Source organism: Pseudomonas putida (genome assembly GCF_050990305.1).
Taxonomy (GTDB): Bacteria; Pseudomonadota; Gammaproteobacteria; order Pseudomonadales; family Pseudomonadaceae; genus Aquipseudomonas; species Aquipseudomonas putida_AH.
Genome location: NZ_CP158817.1, coordinates 6120364 through 6138200, shown reverse-complemented (window position 1 = coordinate 6138200; position 17837 = coordinate 6120364). Strand labels below are relative to the sequence as shown.

The 17837-nt window shown below is 59.7% G+C and carries 17 protein-coding genes and 1 pseudogene; 4 read left to right on the top strand and 14 right to left on the bottom strand.

All coding sequences use genetic code 11. The features are described from left to right. Positions 1-36: 36 nt before the first annotated feature. Positions 37-630 (bottom strand): transcriptional regulator BetI, encoded by a 594-nt coding sequence (betI, locus tag ABTV22_RS27920; RefSeq protein ID WP_433737543.1) that lies wholly within the window; start codon positions 628-630, stop codon positions 37-39. A 378-nt stretch (positions 631-1008) separates the two neighbouring features. Between betI and ABTV22_RS27915 the strand changes: the two genes are divergently transcribed. Next, entirely contained in the window at positions 1009-2625 is a 1617-nt protein-coding gene (locus tag ABTV22_RS27915) for a BCCT family transporter (RefSeq protein WP_433741524.1), read from the top strand. Between the two features lie 230 nt (positions 2626-2855). Here ABTV22_RS27915 and ABTV22_RS27910 read toward each other — a convergent pair whose 3' ends face one another. From ABTV22_RS27910 to ABTV22_RS27895, 4 genes are all read right to left on the bottom strand, one after another. Continuing rightward, positions 2856-3179, bottom strand: a complete 324-nt coding sequence (locus tag ABTV22_RS27910; RefSeq protein WP_433737542.1) for a hypothetical protein — start codon at positions 3177-3179, stop codon at positions 2856-2858. Positions 3180-3436: 257 nt separating this feature from the next. After that, the gene (gene choV, locus ABTV22_RS27905; protein WP_433737540.1) at positions 3437-4615 is read right to left on the bottom strand and encodes a choline ABC transporter ATP-binding protein; all 1179 of its coding nucleotides are present in this window, start codon (positions 4613-4615) and stop codon (positions 3437-3439) included. Continuing rightward, a complete protein-coding gene (choW, locus tag ABTV22_RS27900; RefSeq protein ID WP_433737538.1) occupies positions 4612-5457 on the bottom strand; it encodes a choline ABC transporter permease subunit in 846 nt (281 codons plus the stop codon). The genes choV and choW overlap by 4 nt, the downstream gene beginning before the upstream one ends. A 77-nt stretch (positions 5458-5534) precedes the next feature. Beyond that, entirely contained in the window at positions 5535-6485 is a 951-nt protein-coding gene (locus ABTV22_RS27895) for a choline ABC transporter substrate-binding protein (protein WP_433737537.1), read from the bottom strand. A 439-nt stretch (positions 6486-6924) separates the two neighbouring features. On the opposite strand from ABTV22_RS27895, the gene ABTV22_RS27890 reads away from it, so the two are divergent. Next, a complete protein-coding gene (locus ABTV22_RS27890) occupies positions 6925-8301 on the top strand; it encodes an L-serine ammonia-lyase (protein ID WP_433737536.1) in 1377 nt (458 codons plus the stop codon). A 538-nt stretch (positions 8302-8839) separates the two neighbouring features. Continuing rightward, a complete protein-coding gene (locus ABTV22_RS27885) occupies positions 8840-9943 on the top strand; it encodes a GlxA family transcriptional regulator (protein ID WP_110965267.1) in 1104 nt (367 codons plus the stop codon). A gap of 101 nt (positions 9944-10044) precedes the next feature. Here ABTV22_RS27885 and ABTV22_RS27880 read toward each other — a convergent pair whose 3' ends face one another. From ABTV22_RS27880 to ABTV22_RS27855, 6 genes are all read right to left on the bottom strand, one after another. After that, entirely contained in the window at positions 10045-10311 is a 267-nt protein-coding gene (locus ABTV22_RS27880; RefSeq protein WP_433737534.1) for a hypothetical protein, read from the bottom strand. Positions 10312-10656: 345 nt separating this feature from the next. Further along, on the bottom strand, positions 10657-11820 hold the full coding sequence (locus ABTV22_RS27875; protein ID WP_433737533.1) for a gamma-butyrobetaine dioxygenase: 1164 nt from the start codon (positions 11818-11820) through the stop codon (positions 10657-10659). A 13-nt stretch (positions 11821-11833) separates the two neighbouring features. Further along, positions 11834-12310, bottom strand: coding sequence for a thioesterase family protein (locus tag ABTV22_RS27870; RefSeq protein WP_433737531.1), 477 nt, complete (start codon positions 12308-12310; stop codon positions 11834-11836). Between the two features lie 128 nt (positions 12311-12438). Then, positions 12439-13404 (bottom strand): L-carnitine dehydrogenase, encoded by a 966-nt coding sequence (locus ABTV22_RS27865; RefSeq protein ID WP_433737530.1) that lies wholly within the window; start codon positions 13402-13404, stop codon positions 12439-12441. Positions 13405-13545: 141 nt separating this feature from the next. Beyond that, positions 13546-14433: a 3-keto-5-aminohexanoate cleavage protein gene (locus ABTV22_RS27860; RefSeq protein WP_433737528.1), complete on the bottom strand. Its 888-nt coding sequence runs from the start codon at positions 14431-14433 to the stop codon at positions 13546-13548. Between the two features lie 76 nt (positions 14434-14509). Beyond that, a complete protein-coding gene (locus tag ABTV22_RS27855; RefSeq protein WP_433737527.1) occupies positions 14510-15454 on the bottom strand; it encodes a choline ABC transporter substrate-binding protein in 945 nt (314 codons plus the stop codon). A 199-nt stretch (positions 15455-15653) separates the two neighbouring features. Here ABTV22_RS27855 and ABTV22_RS27850 point away from each other — a divergent pair, with 199 nt between their 5' ends. Next, positions 15654-16598, top strand: a complete 945-nt coding sequence (locus tag ABTV22_RS27850) for a GlxA family transcriptional regulator (protein WP_433737526.1) — start codon at positions 15654-15656, stop codon at positions 16596-16598. A 132-nt stretch (positions 16599-16730) separates the two neighbouring features. Here ABTV22_RS27850 and ABTV22_RS27845 read toward each other — a convergent pair whose 3' ends face one another. The 3 genes and pseudogenes from ABTV22_RS27845 to ABTV22_RS27835 form a co-directional block, all read right to left on the bottom strand. Next, entirely contained in the window at positions 16731-17147 is a 417-nt protein-coding gene (locus ABTV22_RS27845; protein WP_433737525.1) for a DUF3010 family protein, read from the bottom strand. Between the two features lie 17 nt (positions 17148-17164). Beyond that, positions 17165-17386, bottom strand: a pseudogene (locus tag ABTV22_RS27840) (helix-turn-helix domain-containing protein); the annotation flags it as partial. 18 nt (positions 17387-17404) lie between these two features. Then, positions 17405-17806: a lysozyme inhibitor LprI family protein gene (locus tag ABTV22_RS27835; RefSeq protein ID WP_433737524.1), complete on the bottom strand. Its 402-nt coding sequence runs from the start codon at positions 17804-17806 to the stop codon at positions 17405-17407. Between the last annotated feature and the right edge of the window lie 31 nt (positions 17807-17837).

Genomic DNA, 17837 nt, shown 5'->3' with positions numbered 1-17837 from the left:
ATTGGCTCGGTTCAGGGGTTGAGCGTTCTGTGTGCTCTAACTCACCTGCTTGGCCAGTTGTAGATCCATGTATTCGTAAGCGATCCGCTGTGCCTGCTCGGTGTCGAAAGCGTCTCCCGACAGCGCACCGCGCAACCACAAACCGTCAATGAGGGCTGCCAGGCCACGGGCTGCACTGCGCGCATCTTCGAGCGGCAATACGCGGCGGAACTGGCAGCACAGGTTGGAATACAGACGGTGATCGTTGATCCGCTGCAACCTGTGCAAAGACGGGTGATGCATGCTGGTGGCCCAGAAGGCCAGCCAGGTTTTCATTGCCGGGCCATTGACCTGGCTGGCGTCGAAGTTGCCTTCGATGATCACCTGCAGATGCGCCCTTGGGCCGTCATCTTTCAGCGCCTGTCGGCGCGCGGTGACGTTCTCGCTCAGGACCGTCATCAGGTGCCCCATGGTGGCGGCGATCAGGCCGTTCTTGTCCTGAAAGTAATGACTGATGATGCCATTCGAGACACCGGCCAAACGGGCGATCAGCGCAATGCTGGCGTCCCCCATTCCGACCTGATCGACCGCCTGCAAAGTGGCTTCGATCAATTGCTGGCGACGGATGGGTTGCATACCGACCTTGGGCATCTTGCACATCTCCTTAGGCCTTGCGGCAGACGTCAAACGGCTACCGGCTTGTGGGCCAGTCTATTTTGTTTTGATTGAACGTTCAATCAACAAAGAATAAGATCTGCGACAAATCGTCGCTGCTTACCGAATTTTCCTACGTGTAAATGGCGGCAAACCGACATCCGAAACGGCTCGAAACCTGTACGCCACGGCGTCCCAAGGTTTCGAGCTTTTTTCGGGCTGTCTTTATATCACCCACCGGTCGGCCGCCCACTAACCGATTGGTCGGGTACCCATTGCCTTGCGTTCTTCTCTCGCACTGCCCGGAGCATCTGTGCCATGAGTTCTGCCTCGCTAATAAAGACCCCACCGCAAAAGGTGACGGTCAACGGTTGGGTGTTCTACACCACGACCGCGTTGATTTTGTTGTTGACCGCCATTCTGATCATCGCCCCGCAAGAGGCCGGCAGAATGCTGGGAACGGCTCAGGCCTGGTTGTCCCGCAGCTTCGGCTGGTACTACATGGTGGTGATCGCCGCCTACCTGATTTTCGTCGTCGGCCTGGCGTTTTCGTCCTACGGCAAACTGAAACTGGGCAGCAAGGATGACACCCCGGACTTCAGCTACGGCGCCTGGGCGGGAATGCTGTTCTCCTCGGGTATCGGCATTTCGCTGCTGTACTTTGGTGCTTCCGAGCCGCTGGATCACTACTTCAATCCACCGGAAGGCGTATCGGCCAGCAACCTGGCAGCACGTCAGGCGGTTCAGCTGACCTTCCTGCACTGGGGCCTGCATGGCTGGGCGATCTATGCGCTGGTGGGTTTGGCCGTGGCGTACTTTGCCTACCGTCATAACCAGCCACTGGCGCTGCGCTCGGCGCTGTACCCGTTGGCGGGTGAGCGTTGGGTCAAGGGCGCGGCCGGTCATGCGGTGGACGGCTTCGGCATGTTCGTGACCCTGCTGGGGTTGGTGACCAACCTGGGGATCGGTTCGCTGCAAGTGTCGTCGGGCCTGGAAAACCTGTTCGGCATGGAACACAGCAACACTAACTTGCTGATCGTGATCATCGTGATGAGCACCGTGGCGACCATCGCCGCCGTGTCGGGTGTGGAAAACGGCATCCGTCGACTGTCCAACCTCAACATCGTGTTGTTCAGCGGGTTGCTGATTTTCGTGCTGCTGTTCGGCCCGACCCTGCACCTGCTCAACGGTTTCGTGCAGAACATCGGCGACTACCTCAACGGCGTGGTGCTCAAGACCTTCGATCTCTACGTATACGAAGGCGACAGCGAGAAGTCCGACCGCTGGCTGGGCCTGTGGACTCTGTTCTACTGGGCCTGGTGGATTTCCTGGGCGCCATTTGTGGGCATGTTCGTCGCGCGTATTTCCCGTGGTCGCACGGTGCGTGAAATGGTCGCCGGCGTGCTGCTGATTCCCCTGGGTTTTACCCTGGCGTGGCTGTCGATCTTCGGTAACTCGGCGCTGGACCTGGTGATGAACCACGGGGCGGTGGAACTCGGTAAGACGGCGCTGGAACAGCCGTCCATGGCGATCTACCAGTTGCTTGAGCATTACCCGGCGTCGAAGGTGGTGATCGGCGTGTCGATTTTCGTGGGCTTTGTGTTGTTCCTGACGCCGGCGGATTCCGGCGCAGTGATGATGGCCAACCTGTCGTGCAAGGGCGGCAACGTCGACGAAGACGCGCCGCACTGGCTGCGGATCTTCTGGTCGGTGGTGATCACTCTGGTGACCATCGGTCTGCTATTCGCCGGCAACTTCGAAGCCATGCAAACCATGGTGGTGCTGGCCGGCCTGCCGTTCTCGGTGGTGCTGGTGTTCTTCATGTTCGGCTTGCACAAGGCCATGCGCCAGGACGTGCAGATCGAGCAGGAACAGGCGGAGCTGGCAGCGCGTAGTCGTCGTGGTTTCACTGAGCTACTGACCGAGCTGGACCTGCAACCGGAACAATCGCCAGTGCGTAGCCACAAAGCGACGGCCAGCATTACGAATTGATTCGACTAACCGATGCCTTTGTAGGAGCCGGCTTGACACACCGCTATCGCCAGCAAGCCGGCTCCTACAGGCGTAGGGTTGCTTCCAATAATCTGGACAAACAAAAACGCCGCGATCTCTGGTGGCGGCCAGCGTTACGAATTGATGAGACTCACCGATGCCCTTGTAGGAGCCGGCTTGCTGGCGATAGCGGTGTCGCTGACACACCGCTATCGCCAGCAAGCCGGCTCCTACAGGCGTAAGGGTCGCTTCCAATCATCTGGACAAACAGAAACGCCGCGATCTCTGGTGGCGGCCAGCGTTACGAATTGATGAGACTCACCGATGCCTTTGTAGGAGCCGGCTTGCTGGCGATAGCGGTGTAACTGACACACCGCTATCGCCAGCCAGCCGGCTCCTACAGGCGTAGGGTCGCTTCCAATCATCTGGACAAACAGAAACGCCGCGATCTCTGGTGGCGGCCAGCGTTGCGAATTGAGGGATTCCCCGATGCCCTTGTAGGAGCCGGCTTGCTGGCGATAGCGGTGTAACTGACACACAGCTATCGCCAGCAAGCCGGCTCCTACAGGCGTAAGGGTCGCTTCCAATCATCTGGACAAACAGAAACGCTGCGATCTCTGGTGGCGGTCAGCGTTACGAATTGATGAGACTCACCGATGCCTTTGTAGGAGCCGGCTTGCTGGCGATAGCGGTGTAACTGACACACAGCTATCGCCAGCAAGCCGGCTCCTACAAGCGTAAGGGTCGCTTCCAAAAAACTGGACAAACAAAAACGCCGCGATCCTCTCGCGGCGTTTTTGTGTCTGTTGCCTTACCCCAGATTCTTGCCGAGCAGCGCGTGGTACAGCTCGCTGTCGCCCAGAATCCCCACCACACGGTTGTTGTCCTGCAGTACCAGTTTGTTGCCGGTCTGGTAGCGAATCTGCAGCGCGTCGCGCATACCGATGTTCGAGTCCACCAGGGTTGGCTTGCGACCCAGGCCTTCAACGGCCTGGCCCGGTACCCAGTTCTGCAGGTCCAGGGTCGAGCCGTTCTGGCGTGCGCCCTTGATGGTGTTGCCTTCGGCCAGGTCGAGCCACGAATCTCCGCCCGGATCCAGGCACACCGAACCATTGATGCGCTTGCAGTTGTCCAGGGTGCGCATCAGGCTGCGACCGCACAGCACGTTCAGCGGGTTGGTGTGGGCCACGAAGGTCCGCACGTAGTCGTCCGCCGGGTTGAGAACGATGTCTTCAGGCTTGCTGTACTGGATGATCCGGCCGTCTTTCATGATCGCGATACGGCTGCCGAGCTTCAGAGCTTCATCAAGGTCGTGGCTCACGAACACGATGGTCTTGCTCAGCTTGCGTTGCAGCTCCAGCAGTTCGTCTTGCAGACCCTGGCGGATCAGCGGATCGAGTGCCGAGAACGGTTCGTCCATCAACAGGATGTCGGCGTCCATCGCCAACGCACGGGCCAGGCCCACACGTTGTTGCATACCGCCGGAAAGCTCATCGGGTTTCTTGTTGCGCCATTGGGTCAGGCCCACCAGTTCGAGCTTGTCGTCGACCAGTTTCTTGCGTTCCTTCTCCGGCCGGCCCTGCATTTCCAGGCCAAAACTGATGTTTTCGCGCACGGTCAGCCAAGGCATCAGGGCGAACTTCTGGAACACCATCGCAATGCGCTTGGTGCGCATCATTTTCAGTTCCGCAGCAGTGCAGGAGGCAATGTTGATCTGCTTGCCTTCGTGCTCCACGAACAGCTTGCCACGGCTGACAGTGTTGAGGCCGTTGATGCAGCGCAGCAGGCTGGACTTGCCGGAACCTGACAGGCCCATCAGCACGCAGATTTCACCTTTTTCGATATCCAGACTGGCCTTTTCGACGCCAACGATCTGCCCGGTCTTTTTCAGAATCTCGCTGCGGGTCAAACCTTGATCCAGCAGCTTGAGTGCTTCGCGTGGATCTTTGGTGAAGATTACGTCGACGTCTTCGAAGCGAATAATGCTCATGCGTCACCCCCTACTTTGGCGTCGGGTTGTTTGCAGATACGGTCGAGCATGATCGCCAGCAGTACGATCGCCAGGCCCGCTTCGAAGCCCAGGGCGATATCAGCAGTGTTCAGTGCGTTGACCACCGGTTTGCCCAGTCCGTCGGCACCCACCAGTGCCGCGATCACCACCATCGACAGCGACAGCATGATGCACTGGGTGATGCCGGCCGCGATGCTCGGCATGGCGTGGGGCAGTTCGATCCTTGTGAGCAGTTGGCGACGCGAGCAGCCGAAGGCTTTGCCGGCGTCCATCAATTCAGCGGGCACATCGCGGATGCCCAGGTAGGTCAGGCGGATCGGCGCGGCAATGGCGAACACCACTGTGGAGATCAGGCCTGGCACCACACCCAGCCCGAAGAGGGTCAGGGTAGGAATGAGGTAAACGAAGGTCGGTACGGTCTGCATCAGATCGAGTACCGGACGCATTAAAGTGTAGAACATCGGCTTGTGCGCCGCGACGATGCCTAGCGGCACGCCGATGACCACGCAGACCAGGGTCGCGAACATCACCTGGGCGAGGGTCTCCATGGTTTCCTGCCAGTACCCCAGGTTGAGGATCAGCAGAAAGGAGGCGATCACGAAGGCGGTCAGCCCCCATTTACGCTGGATGAAGTGGGCCAGGAGGGCGATGAGGCCGATCAGTGCCAGCGGGTTGAACCAGGTCAGCGCAAACGTCACGCCGTGAATCATCGTTTCCAGCGTCACGGCAATGGCATCGAAGGTGCTGGCGCCGTGTTGCGTCAACCATTCAACAAAGCTCGCGATGTGCTGGCCTAAAGGTATTTTCTGATCAATCAGCATGGTAGTGAACGTCCGCATGCAAGGAAATAAACAGCCCGGACGGCCTAGGCCGTCCGGCATAAACGATGCTCTTTAATTCAAGGCTTATTCAGCTTGGCTTTCACGGCCTCCAGGCCAGGTTTACCGTCAATGGTGGTCACGCCAGCGAGCCAGGTATCGAGCACCTGTGGATTCTTTTTCAGCCAGGCCTTGGCGGCCGCGTCAGGCTTCATCTTGTCGTCCAGGATGTTGCCCATGAGTTCGCTTTCCATGTCGACAGTGAACTCCAGGTTTTTCAACAGCTGGCCCACGTTGCTGCATTCCTCGGCGTAGCCCTTGCGGGTGTTGGTCGCCACGGTGGCGGCGCCGAAATCCGGGCCAAAGAAATCGTCACCACCGGTCAGGTATTGGATCTTGAAGCGCTTGTTCATCGGGTGTGGCGCCCAGCCGAGGAAGACCACGGCGGTGTCGCGTTTCTGGGCGCGGTCGACCTGGGACAGCATGCCCGCTTCGCTGGACTCGACCACCTTGAAGCCGGCGTCCTTAAGGCCGAAGGCGTTCTTGTCGATCATGGACTGGATCAAGCGGTTGCCGTCGTTGCCCGGCTCGATCCCGTAGATCTTGCCGTCAAGTTCTTTCTTGAATTTGGCGATGTCGGCGAAGTCATGCAGGCCCTTGTCGTACAGGGCTTGAGGCACGGCGAGGGTGTACTTGGCGCCCTTGAGGTTGGTGCGCACGATGTCCACGGTACCGGCATCGCGATACGCCTTGATGTCGTTTTCCATGGTCGGCATCCAGTTGCCGAGGAACACGTCCATGTTCTTGCCGTCAGCCAGGGACTTGTAGGTCACGGGCACGGAAATCATGGTGGTCTTGGTCTTGTAGCCGAGGGCATCGAGCACGACGCTGGTGGTCGCGGTTGTCGCGGTGATGTCGGTCCAGCCGACATCGGAGAAGTTCACGGTACTGCATTGTGCCGGTTCGGCGGCTTGAGCCAGAACCGGCAGGCTAAGCATGGCGGCCAACAACAACGACGGGGAACCTTTCATGAATGGACTCCTTGGTGTTTTTTTTTGGCAGTGTTCCGACTTGGACTACCGCACTTATAGGTTGCGGTTGGGTGGCGTTCTTGTGACGGCTCTACCGCAGCGCCTTTGCAATCGAGTCGAATAAGATCATGTACCAGTGAAAATCAGACGCCTACAGGGCGCGTCGTAACCAGTACAGGGAGGGTCGCTTCCAGTGTCAGTGACGTCGTTTACAGATTTTTTCAGCCCCTTTTTCCCCTCTGCATCGCAAAAAAATGCCGAAAACATGGCGTAAAACGCCCACGGCGTTAGTGGACAAGAGTGCGTCGGTATGAGACGTCGAGCGACATGACAAAAGCCTGATGATGCGGCCATCTCGGCGGATTGCAGCTTGAGCGTAGCAGCTCCGCCACCGGGTGCTTTTGCGCCTGGAGTTGGCTCATTCAGGAGTTCGGCAGTAATGGCTATCAGTGTTTTCGACTTGTTCAAAATCGGCATCGGCCCTTCCAGTTCGCACACCGTTGGGCCTATGCGGGCGGCGGCGCTGTTCGTGCAGGATTTGCGTGAACGCGGGCTGCTTGAGCAAGTGCGGCGCGTCGAAGTTCAGCTCTATGGTTCCCTGTCTGCCACCGGCATCGGCCACGGCAGCGACAACGCGGTGATCATGGGCCTGATGGGTGAGTGGCCGGATGCGATCGATCCGTCGCAAATCGGCATCCGTATCGCCACCCTGCGCGAAACTGACACTCTGTTGCTCGACGGTCGCCTGTCGGTACCTTTCATCTGGGCAAGGGACATGCGCCTGATCGATGAAAACCTGCCGTTCCACCCCAATGCCATGACCCTGGTCGCCGAAGGCGATGACGGCGAGTTGCATCGCGACACCTACTATTCGGTCGGCGGTGGTTTTGTCGTCGATGAGGCCCAGGCCTCCAGCGGCGTCGTTGACTTGGATCGCACGGTTTTGCCCTACGATTTTTCCAGCGCTGCCGAACTGCTCGAACTGTGCAAAAAACACAACCTGCGCGTGGCGCAATTGATGATGGCCAACGAAAAGGTCTGGCGCAGCGAAGAAGAAATCCGCAGCGGCCTGATGAAGCTCTGGCGCGCCATGCAAGATTGCGTCGAGCACGGCCTCAAGCACGAAGGCATCTTGCCCGGCGGGTTGAACGTGCGACGCCGCGCGGCCAAGTTGCATCGCAGCTTGCAGGAACTGAACAAGCCCAATGTGATCGGCTCGACCTTGAGCGCGATGGAGTGGGTCAACCTTTATGCGCTGGCGGTCAACGAAGAAAATGCCGCTGGCGGGCGCATGGTCACCGCACCGACCAATGGCGCGGCGGGGATCATTCCGGCGGTGTTGCACTACTTTATGAAATTCAGCGAGGACGTCACCGACGCCAACGTTGTCGACTACTTCCTTGGCGCGGCGGCCGTCGGGATCCTGTGCAAGAAGAACGCCTCGATTTCCGGTGCCGAAGTCGGTTGCCAGGGCGAAGTCGGTTCGGCTTGCGCCATGGCCGCAGCAGGGCTGGCGGAGATCCTCGGTGCCACGCCGGAGCAACTGTGCAACGCGGCGGAGATCGGCCTGGAGCACAACCTCGGCCTGACCTGCGACCCGGTGGGCGGCCTGGTTCAGGTGCCGTGCATCGAGCGCAACGCGATTGCTGCGGTGAAAGCGATCAACGCGGCGCAGATGGCGCTGCGCGGCGATGGCCAGCACTTCATCTCGCTGGATCGGGTGATCCGCACCATGCGTGATACCGGTGCCGATATGCATGACAAATATAAGGAGACATCGCGGGGTGGCTTGGCCGTAAGCGCGGTTGAGTGTTGAGACGCCACATTCCTCTGTAGGAGCCGGCTTGCTGGCGAACCAGACGCCGCGGTGTGCCAGTGCACCCCTGTGCCTGAATCGCCAGCAAGCCGGCTCCTACAGAAAGGGTCAGACCAGTCAAAACTGCGCGTAAAGTGAGCGCCCGTAACAAATCGCGCCACCTTTTGGCGCGTCGCAAACAGGTAAAACACTGACGTAAGGTCAGGGCTGCGCAACGCCCCTGACCACTGGTCGCCCTGTGCCTGCGGTGACACTCTTTTGTGGCTGTTCGCAGCCCTGTTCCCACAAGTGCTACCGATTTGCTCACACGCGTCGGGGCAGGGCACTTGCCGCCATTGATGGCACTTATAACCCCCACTCTCCGCGCGTCATATATAGACACATTCCGACGTCGTTTTTAGGAGTTATTGAACGCACATTCAAATTTAGGCATGGCAATTGCTCTGTCATTACAAAGCCCGTCTCCCATGCGAGAACGATGGCAATAACAAGAGCCTCCGCCTGAGGCCATCACCTGCTTGTGTGAGGAGACACCGCGATGACGTCGTTCAACTCCGGGGCCCAACCCCAGAACCGTGCGCCTCAATCCATCGGCTTTCTGCTGCTGGACAATTTCACGCTGATTTCCCTGGCTTCCGCAGTTGAACCACTGCGTATGGCCAACCAGTTGTCCGGTCGCGAGTTGTATCGCTGGACCACCCTCACAGTCGACGGCGGTCAAGTCTGGGCCAGTGACGGCCTGCAAATCACCCCCGACGCCTCGATGCACAAGGCACCTCCAATGGATACCGTGATCGTCTGCGGCGGCATCGGTATCCAGCGCACTGTTACCCGCGAACACGTGTCATGGCTGCAAAGCCAGGCGCGTCAGTCCCGTCGCCTCGGCGCGGTCTGCACCGGCAGTTGGGCTCTGGCCTGCGCCGGCTTGCTGGACGGTTTCGATTGCAGCGTGCACTGGGAATGTTTGGCGGCGATGCAGGAAGCCTTCCCGCGCGTGGCCATGAGCACCCGCCTGTTTACCCTCGACCGTAACCGTTTCACCAGTTCCGGCGGCACCGCGCCACTGGACATGATGCTGCACCTGATCAGCCGCGATCACGGTCGCGAACTGTCCGCCGCGATCTCGGAAATGTTCGTCTACGAGCGCATCCGCAACGAACAGGATCACCAGCGCGTGCCGCTCAAGCACATGCTCGGCACCAACCAGCCGAAGTTGCAGGAAATCGTCGCGCTGATGGAGGCCAACCTCGAAGAGCCGATCGACCTCGACGAACTGGCGGTGTATGTCTCGGTGTCCCGTCGACAGCTGGAGCGGTTGTTCCAGAAATACCTGCACTGCTCGCCGTCGCGTTACTACCTGAAACTGCGCCTGATCCGTGCGCGGCAACTGCTCAAGCAAACGCCGATGTCGATCATCGAAGTGGCGTCGGTGTGTGGCTTCGTGTCCACGCCGCACTTCTCCAAGTGCTACCGCGAATACTTCGGTATTCCACCGCGTGACGAGCGCGTAGGTTCCAACACCACGCAGCAAGTGGCGATGATGCCGCTGCCGCAAGCCCTGGTGCTGTCGCCGCTGTCCGGGCCGTTGTCGGCGTTGAGCCAGGCGCGTAATGAGTCGACGTTTGCCAGCGTACGCCTATAAGTCGAGTTGTCTTCATCGCGAGCAGGCTCGCTCCCACAGTTGACCGAGTTCCCACAGAGGAATGCGGTCGAATGTGGGAGCGAGCCTGCTCGCGAATGGATTTATCGGGTGACGTGGCTCTGCTGGTACTGCGCCAACGCCGGCAGCAATTGCTTGTCGATGGCCTGGCGCACCGCCGGCAAGATCGTCGCGCTGCTGGTGTACATCTGCTTGACCATGGTGCGCAGCACGATCGCCCGCTCGTTGTTCAAGCCTCGCACCGCACACTCGCAAGCCTGCTCGGCCGTGGCGCCATTGGGTACTTGAAAGCCCAATGCCTTGAGCTGGCCCAACAGGTCTTCCTGATCAATCAAATCGGCGTACATCATCACGCAAATCCTTCTTCGGGAACGGAGGTCGTGGCTCGATTCTGGTGGGGGTGCCGGGCTGCGGCAAGGGTGATTTGTCGCAATGGCCACATTGGCTATGAAAGCGTCGTTTTCGGGCTATTTCGCTGCGAGGGGAGTCGGCACACTGGACTCAGCTCGCTTCACGAAGGTTTGGTCACCCTAGCGCGGCAGCTCCTCAACAGTACCTATTGCCCCGATCCTGTCACGGCTGGATCGGGGCTTTTTTTGTCTGGTCAAAAGCAAAAGATCGCAGCCTGCGGCAGCTCCTACAGTTGTACATCATTCCCCTGTAGGAGCTGCCGCAGGCTGCGATCTTTTAACGATTTAGCGTTGCAGCACAAGGATGCGCGACAGCAGCTCATCCCGGTCGATGTAGCAGCCCTGGAAATGCCGCGCACCGGTCGCCGGATCAAAGGCATTACGTGCATGCAGGGTACGGCGGTTGTCGAAGCACCAGAGCTCGCCTGGGTTAAGCCTTTGCATCACGCGAAAGCGGTCTTCGCGGGTCATGGCGATGAAGCGTCGATAGGCGCGATAGAGTTTGGGCATTTGCTCCACCGACGCATCGAACGGGCCGCGCAGGAAGTTCGCCATGCGGATTTCCGAGACTTGCCCCAAGGCATCCAGGGCAATGATCGGAGCGAGGCAACGGTAGTCGCTGTGACGGTCCTTGTTGCGAAATTCCACGGGAATCTCGCACAGGCTTTTGAATGATTCCGGGTCCTCGCGACGCAGGGCGTCGGCGATGGCAAAACCGTCGACAAAAATACTCTCGCCGCCCTCGGCGTCGTTGACCAGGCAATGCAGGAATTGCAGCCCCGGTTGCAACTCCCGGGTCGGCAAATCGCTGTGCAGCGGCAAGTTGAAAGCGGTGTAGGCGTTGCTGTCGGCGTCGGCCTTGGATTGCACGTTGAACAACACGCCGAAGTTGCTCTCGCGGATGAAGGAAATCCGTTGGGCAATCAGCTTCAGCGAGCCGGGTTCGGTGGGCACGCCGCGGACCTGGGTCAGGCCGGTATCGCGCACGGCCAGCAGCCATTGCAGCAGGGCATCGTTGTCGCTCATCAAGGCTTGGTATTCGAATACCGGCAACTGCAAATCACGGTGCCAAAGCTTGGCCTTGGGTTTGCCGGCCTGGCGCTCGGCGCGGGACTCGTCGTCGTAGGCGTGGGCGCGCAGCCAGCCCGGGTCGAAGCGGCTTTGGTGGCCATCCTGCCACTGCACGCTCAGGCAGCCCTGACCATCGACGCTGCATTCGCTGGGCATCAGATTTTCCGAAACGTCGACGATTTCCAGCACCTGCTCACGGGTCACCGTATAGACGCATTGCGGGCACGGACAGTTGTCTCGCAACCATTGATGATGAAAGGGGCTGACTCGGTCATCGGCCCACTTCACCAGAACACGATCCGCCATCGCCTGCACGCCTGTCAGCGCGCTGATCAACGGATAAGTACGGAAGTCGGCAAAAGCGGCGGCGGTGTTCATGGGATCTCCTTTTTTATTTTTTTGGGGGCAATGCGATCACTCGGCCAATGTACTTGGGTGCAGGCAGGTCCGTCTGTTCGGCGACGATGGCTTGCAACTTGCCCAGGGTCACTTCGCTGAACGGTGTGGCGTTTGGCCCGGCGAGGTCGACATGCAACAGCATTTGTTCGTTGCCCGCCAGTTCCTTGTCGTCACCCGCCAGATGCAGGCTGTGGTAGAGGTGCAGGCGCTTGCTGTCGTGGCCGATGATCTGGGTGCGCACTTCTACGTCGGCGTCGAGTTTCACTTCGTGCAGGTAGTTCAGGTGCAGTTCCAGGGTGAACAGCGAGTTGCCGCTGGCTTCGCGGTTATTGCTGTCCATGCCCAGACGATCCATCAGGGCGTCGGTGGCGTAGCTGAAGATCAGCAGGTAGAACGCGTCGCGCAGGTGGCCGTTGTAGTCGACCCAGTCGGGGATGATTCGGGTTTGGTAGGTGGTCAGTGCGGGCATGTCATGGCATCCGAAAATGTTTGCGTCCTGTAGGAGCCGGCTCGCTGGCGATGCGGCCGTTACATCCGGCTCTGCGGCGCAGCGATCATTACCATCGCCAGCAAGCCGGCTCCTACGGGTAGGGTGATTTACTCGCTGAACGCCATCCCATGCTTCTCTTTGGTGGCCTTCACCGCATCCAGCACCGCCATCAGGCAGTCATCACGATAGCGCTCCAGCGCCGAAATGCTGTGTTTACCCAGTTGATCGCTGGTGCCGTCCACCACATCGTCGATCAGTTTGTCGGTCAATTCAGGCGCCGGCAGGTAGGTCCACGGCAACTGCAACGCAGGGCCGAACTGGGCCATGAAGTGACGCATGCCGGCATCGCCACCGGCCAGGGTGTAGGTCAGGAAGGTGCCCATGAACGACCAGCGCAGGCCAGCGCCGAAACGGATGGCGTCATCGATTTCACCGGTGGTCGCCACACCGTCGTTGACCAAGTGCAGCGCCTCGCGCCAGAGCGCTTCGAGCAGGCGGTCGGCGATGAAGCCCGGCACTTCCTTGCGCACATGCAGCGGGCGCATACCGAGGGATTCATAGACCTTCATCGCCGCTTGCACGGCTTCGGGCGCGGTGTTCTTGCCGCCGACCACTTCCACCAAGGGCAGCAGGTAGACCGGGTTGAATGGGTGACCGACCACGCAGCGTTCCGGGTGGGTGGCGCTCTCGTAAAACTCGCTCGGCAACAGGCCGGAAGTGCTGGAGCCGATCAGAGCGTTGGGCTTGGCGGCGGCGCTGATTTTGCTATGCAGCTCCAGTTTCAGCTCAAGGCGTTCCGGGGCGCTTTCCTGGATGAAATCGGCATCGCGTACGCATTCTTCGATGGTGGCGACAAAACGCAGTCGATCCTGCGAGGCACCGGGCGCCAGGCCTTTTTTCTCCAGTGCGCCCCATGCGTTGGCGACGCGTTTGCGCAGGGCGGCTTCAGCGCCGGGCGCCGGGTCCCAGGCCACCACGTCAAGGCCGTGGGCGAGGGCGCGTGCAACCCAGCCGCTGCCGATGACACCGCTGCCCAGAGCGGCGAAGGTTTTGATCTCGGTGATAAAGCTCATGGCGACTTCCTAATGAGTTCGGTGATCCCTGTAGGAGCCGGCTTGCTGGCGAAAGCGGTTTCAGCAGCGGGAACATTGCGGCGGATGTTCGGGCCTCTTCGCCAGCAAGCCGGCTCCTACAGGGTGAGGTTTAAGTAGGGCTTAACCGCGCTGTTTCAGGCCCATCTTCTTGCGGCCTTCGGCCGGGGTCAGGACCCGTGCGCCGAGGCGGCTGAGGATTTCGCCGGCACGTTCGACCAGTTGGCCGTTGGTCGCCAGCACGCCTTTGTCCAGCCACAGGTTGTCTTCCAGTCCGACCCGTACGTTGCCGCCCAGCAACACGGCCTGTGCGGCCATCGGCATTTGCATGCGACCGATGCCGAAGCCGGCCCAGACCGCATCGGCCGGCAGGTTGTCGACCATCGCTTTCATGGTGGTGGTGTCCGCCGGCGCACCCCACGGGATACCCAGGCACAGCTGGAACAGCGGGTTATCGAGCAGGCCTTCTTTGATCATCTGCTTGGCGAACCACAGGTGACCGGTGTCGAAGATTTCCAGCTCGGCCTTCACGCCCAGCTCGGTGATGCGCTTGGCGCCGGCACGTAGTTGGGCCGGGGTGGAGACGTAAATGGTGTCGCCATCGCCAAAGTTCAGGGTGCCGCAGTCCAGGGTGCAGATTTCCGGCAGGAGTTCTTCGACGTGGGCCAGACGGGTCAACGGGCCGACCAGGTCGGTGTTCGGACCGAACTCCATCGGGTTCTCGCCGGCACCGATCTCCAGGTCGCCGCCCATGCCGGCGGTGAGGTTGACGATGATGTCGACGTCAGCTTCGCGAATGCGCTCCATCACTTCGCGATACAGCGCCACGTCACGGCTGAACTTGCCGGTTTGCGGGTCGCGAACGTGGCAGTGAACCACGGTGGCGCCGGCCTTCGCGGCTTCCACGGCGGCTGCGGCGATTTGTTTCGGGGTGACCGGCACGTGCGGGCTCTTGGCGGTCGTGTCGCCAGCACCGGTGAGTGCGCAGGTGATGATGACGTCGTGGTTCATTTTTGGGTTCCTTGCAGGCGTAGTGGTCCCGTTCGCAGCCCGGTCGGGCTGCGATTCGGCGGTTCAATTCAGAGGGTTATTTGCTGGTGAGCTTGAGATTCTCAGCCGCCGGCTTGCCATCGAAGGTGGTCACGCCTTCGAGCCAACGCGCTTTGTCCTGCGGGTGATCTTTGAGCCACTGCCGGGCCGACTCGAAGGCGTCCTTGTGATCCAGCAACGGCTGCATCATCCGGCTCTCGTCTTCGGCGCTGAAGGTCAGGTTGCTCAGCAGTTTGCCGATGTTCGGGCACTGTTCGGCGTAGGTCGGCGAGGTGACGGTCCAGACCGTGGCCATGCCTTCGTTCGGGCCGAGGGCGTCTTCGCTGCCGGTGAGATAGGTCATTTTGACGTTGACGTTCATCGGGTGCGGCGCCCAGCCGAAGAACACCACAGCCTCGTTGCGGCGCACGGCGCGGTCCACCGCTGCGAGCATGCCGGCCTCGCTGGATTCGACCAACTGGAACTTGCCCAGGCCGAACTGGTTCTTGGTGATCATCGCCTTGATCTGGGTGTTGGCGCCCGAACCTGGCTCGATGCCGTAGATCTTGCCACCCAGCTCTTTTTCGAACTTGGCGATGTCGGCGAAGGTTTTCAGGCCCTTGTCGTACAGGTAGGTCGGCACGGCGAGGGTGGCGCGGGCGTCTTTCAGGCTTGGCGCTTCAAGCACCTTGACCTGGTTGGCGTCGACGAACGGGGTGATGGTCTGGGTCATCAGCGGGTTCCAGTAACCGGTGAACAGGTCAAGGCGCTGGTCGCGGATGCCGGCGAAGATGATTTGCTGGGAGGCGCTGGTTTGTTTGGTGTTGTAGCCGAGGCCGTCGAGCAATACCTGGGTCATTGCACTGGTGGCGATCACGTCGGTCCAGTTCACCACGCCCATGCGCACGTTCTGGCAGGAGGCGGGTTCGGCGGCCATGACACTGGCGCTCAGCAAAGCGGTACCACTGAGTGCAAGAACACAGCTGCTGATCAGTCGTTTCATCTCAGGATTCCTCGGCAGTTTCATTATTGTGGGTCCGGTCGTCTTTGTGCGCCGGTGGATGTCACGTTACTCAGCAAATCGGCCATGAAAGCGCACTGCGGCGACCGACTCTTGCACTGCAGCGACCTGCCCCCTTGAATGCGGGTTGTAAGTGGCGTATCAACGTCGACACGCTACCCGCCCGTCTATCGAGTGCGCCATGTCCCAGGATTTCTATTTCTTGTTGATGCCGGGTTTTTCGGCCATTGGATTCATCTCGGCCATCGAGCCGTTGCGGGTCGCCAATCGCTTTCGCGGTGAGCTTTATCGCTGGCACGTGTTGAGTGCCGATGGCGGGGCAGTACTGGCCAGCAACGGCATGTCGGTCAACGCCGATGCGGCGCTGGAGCCGCTGAAAAAAGGTGCGACGTTATTGGTGGTTGCCGGCTTCGAGCCGCTGAAATTCGCCAATCCGGCCCTGGAGCACTGGCTTCGTCGCCTGGATAAAGAGGGCGTGACCCTCGGCGCCATCGACACCGGCAGCTTTATCCTCGCCGAAGCCGGCCTGCTCGACGGCCATCGCCTGACCCTGCACTGGGAAGCCATCGATGCCTTCAAGGAGTCCTATCCGCAGCTCAGCGTCACTCAGGAATTGTTCGAGATCGACCGGCGGCGCATCACCTCGGCCGGCGGCACCGCGTCCATTGATTTAATGCTCGATCTGATCGCCCAGGCCCATGGCCCGGAACTGGCGATCCAGGTCAGCGAACAATTCGTGCTCGGCCGCATCCGCCCGCGCAAAGACCACCAGCGCATGGAAGTTGCCACGCGTTATGGCATCAACAACAAAAAGCTTGTGCATGTCATTGGCGAGATGGAGCAACACAGTGAACCGCCGCTGAGCACCCTGGAACTGGCGGAATCGATCAAGGTGACGCGTCGGCAACTCGAACGCTTGTTCCGTCTGCACCTGAACGACACACCGAGCAATTTCTACCTGCAGTTAAGGCTGGAGAAGGCGCGGCAGCTGCTGCGCCAGACCGATATGAGTGTGCTGGAAGTGAGCATTGCCTGCGGGTTTGAATCACCGTCGTATTTCACCCGCAGTTATCGGGCGAAGTATGAGCGGTGCCCGCGGGAGGACAGACGTACGGCAAAAGCCTGAACACCCGAAAACCCCGTAGGAGCGAGGCTTGCCCGCGAAAGCGGCGTGTCAGTCAGCGCATTTGCCAACTGACAGACTGCATTCGCGGGCAAGCCCGCTCCCACAGTGATCAACATTGGCCGATAGAAAGCGTTACTTCTTCAGGAGGGCCGAACAGGCTGTCTTGTAAGCCTCATGCTGATACTTGTTCAGCGTCCCCGGCAACTCAAAGTTATGTTTCTTGGCCTGCGCATTGATGGTCTGCGGCGACAACAAGGTCACCTCGCAATTGCCCAGCAACTGCAAAACCCCTTCGATCTTGAACGTCGTCGGCCCACCGGCGAATTCACCTTTCTTGCTGCGCTTCTTGATCGCGATCTGATCGATCGAATTCTCGCGAACAAACGATGCAACCTGAGCGGCAAAGACCTTCACGTTGGCGGCTTCTTCGTCATCGTCCAGGGCGATTTTCTTGGTGGTGAGCGCGACGTGATTCAACGCCTGACCCTCAAGGGTGGCCACGGCGATGATCGCTTCGCTGCCTTTGATTTCGATGCCGCAGATTTTCATTTCGATTCCTTCATGACCTAAAGCTCAAGTTGATTGGCGGTAATACCGAACGCCGCGGCAATTTTCTCGCGCGTGGCCTTCCGGGGCTTCGCAACAGTCTCTTGCTGCGCGAACGCCGGTTGGGAAATACCCATGCGTTTAGCCACTTCATCCTGCGTAAGATTCAAATGTTCGCGCCATGCACGGATCGGCGTTGCGCCGTCGACAATGCGACTGACCACTTCATGAGGGATCATCATGTTTTCCATCCTTTGCGTTTACTCCTGCCCAATCGACTCCAAAAACTCCGACCGGTCGTCACTCATGCGCGCCACGCAATCATTTTGCGCGATGGTGAAGGCCTTGCTGCCGGCGGTGGCGGGGAAGGCTTCGATGGCGCAGTCGGCGTCGCGGGTTTTCTGCCATTGCAGGTTGGCGGCCTTGATTTTGGCGGTGATGTCGGCCAATTGCGTCGGGTTCTTGCCGTAGAGCGACTGCATGCGCTCGTTCAGGCTTTTGGTGTTTTCGTTCAGCAGGTCTTCAGCGGTGCTTTTGCTGAAAGCCGAACATTCCAGGGTCTGGACGTCGTTTTCGACTTTGTCGCAGGGATTGTCGTCGGCTTCTTCCGCCGCCTGTACGCCCGTCGCAATCAGTGCCAAAGCCAGCAAGATCGATTTCATTCAAGTCGCCCTACATCAAGAGATGCGGCGA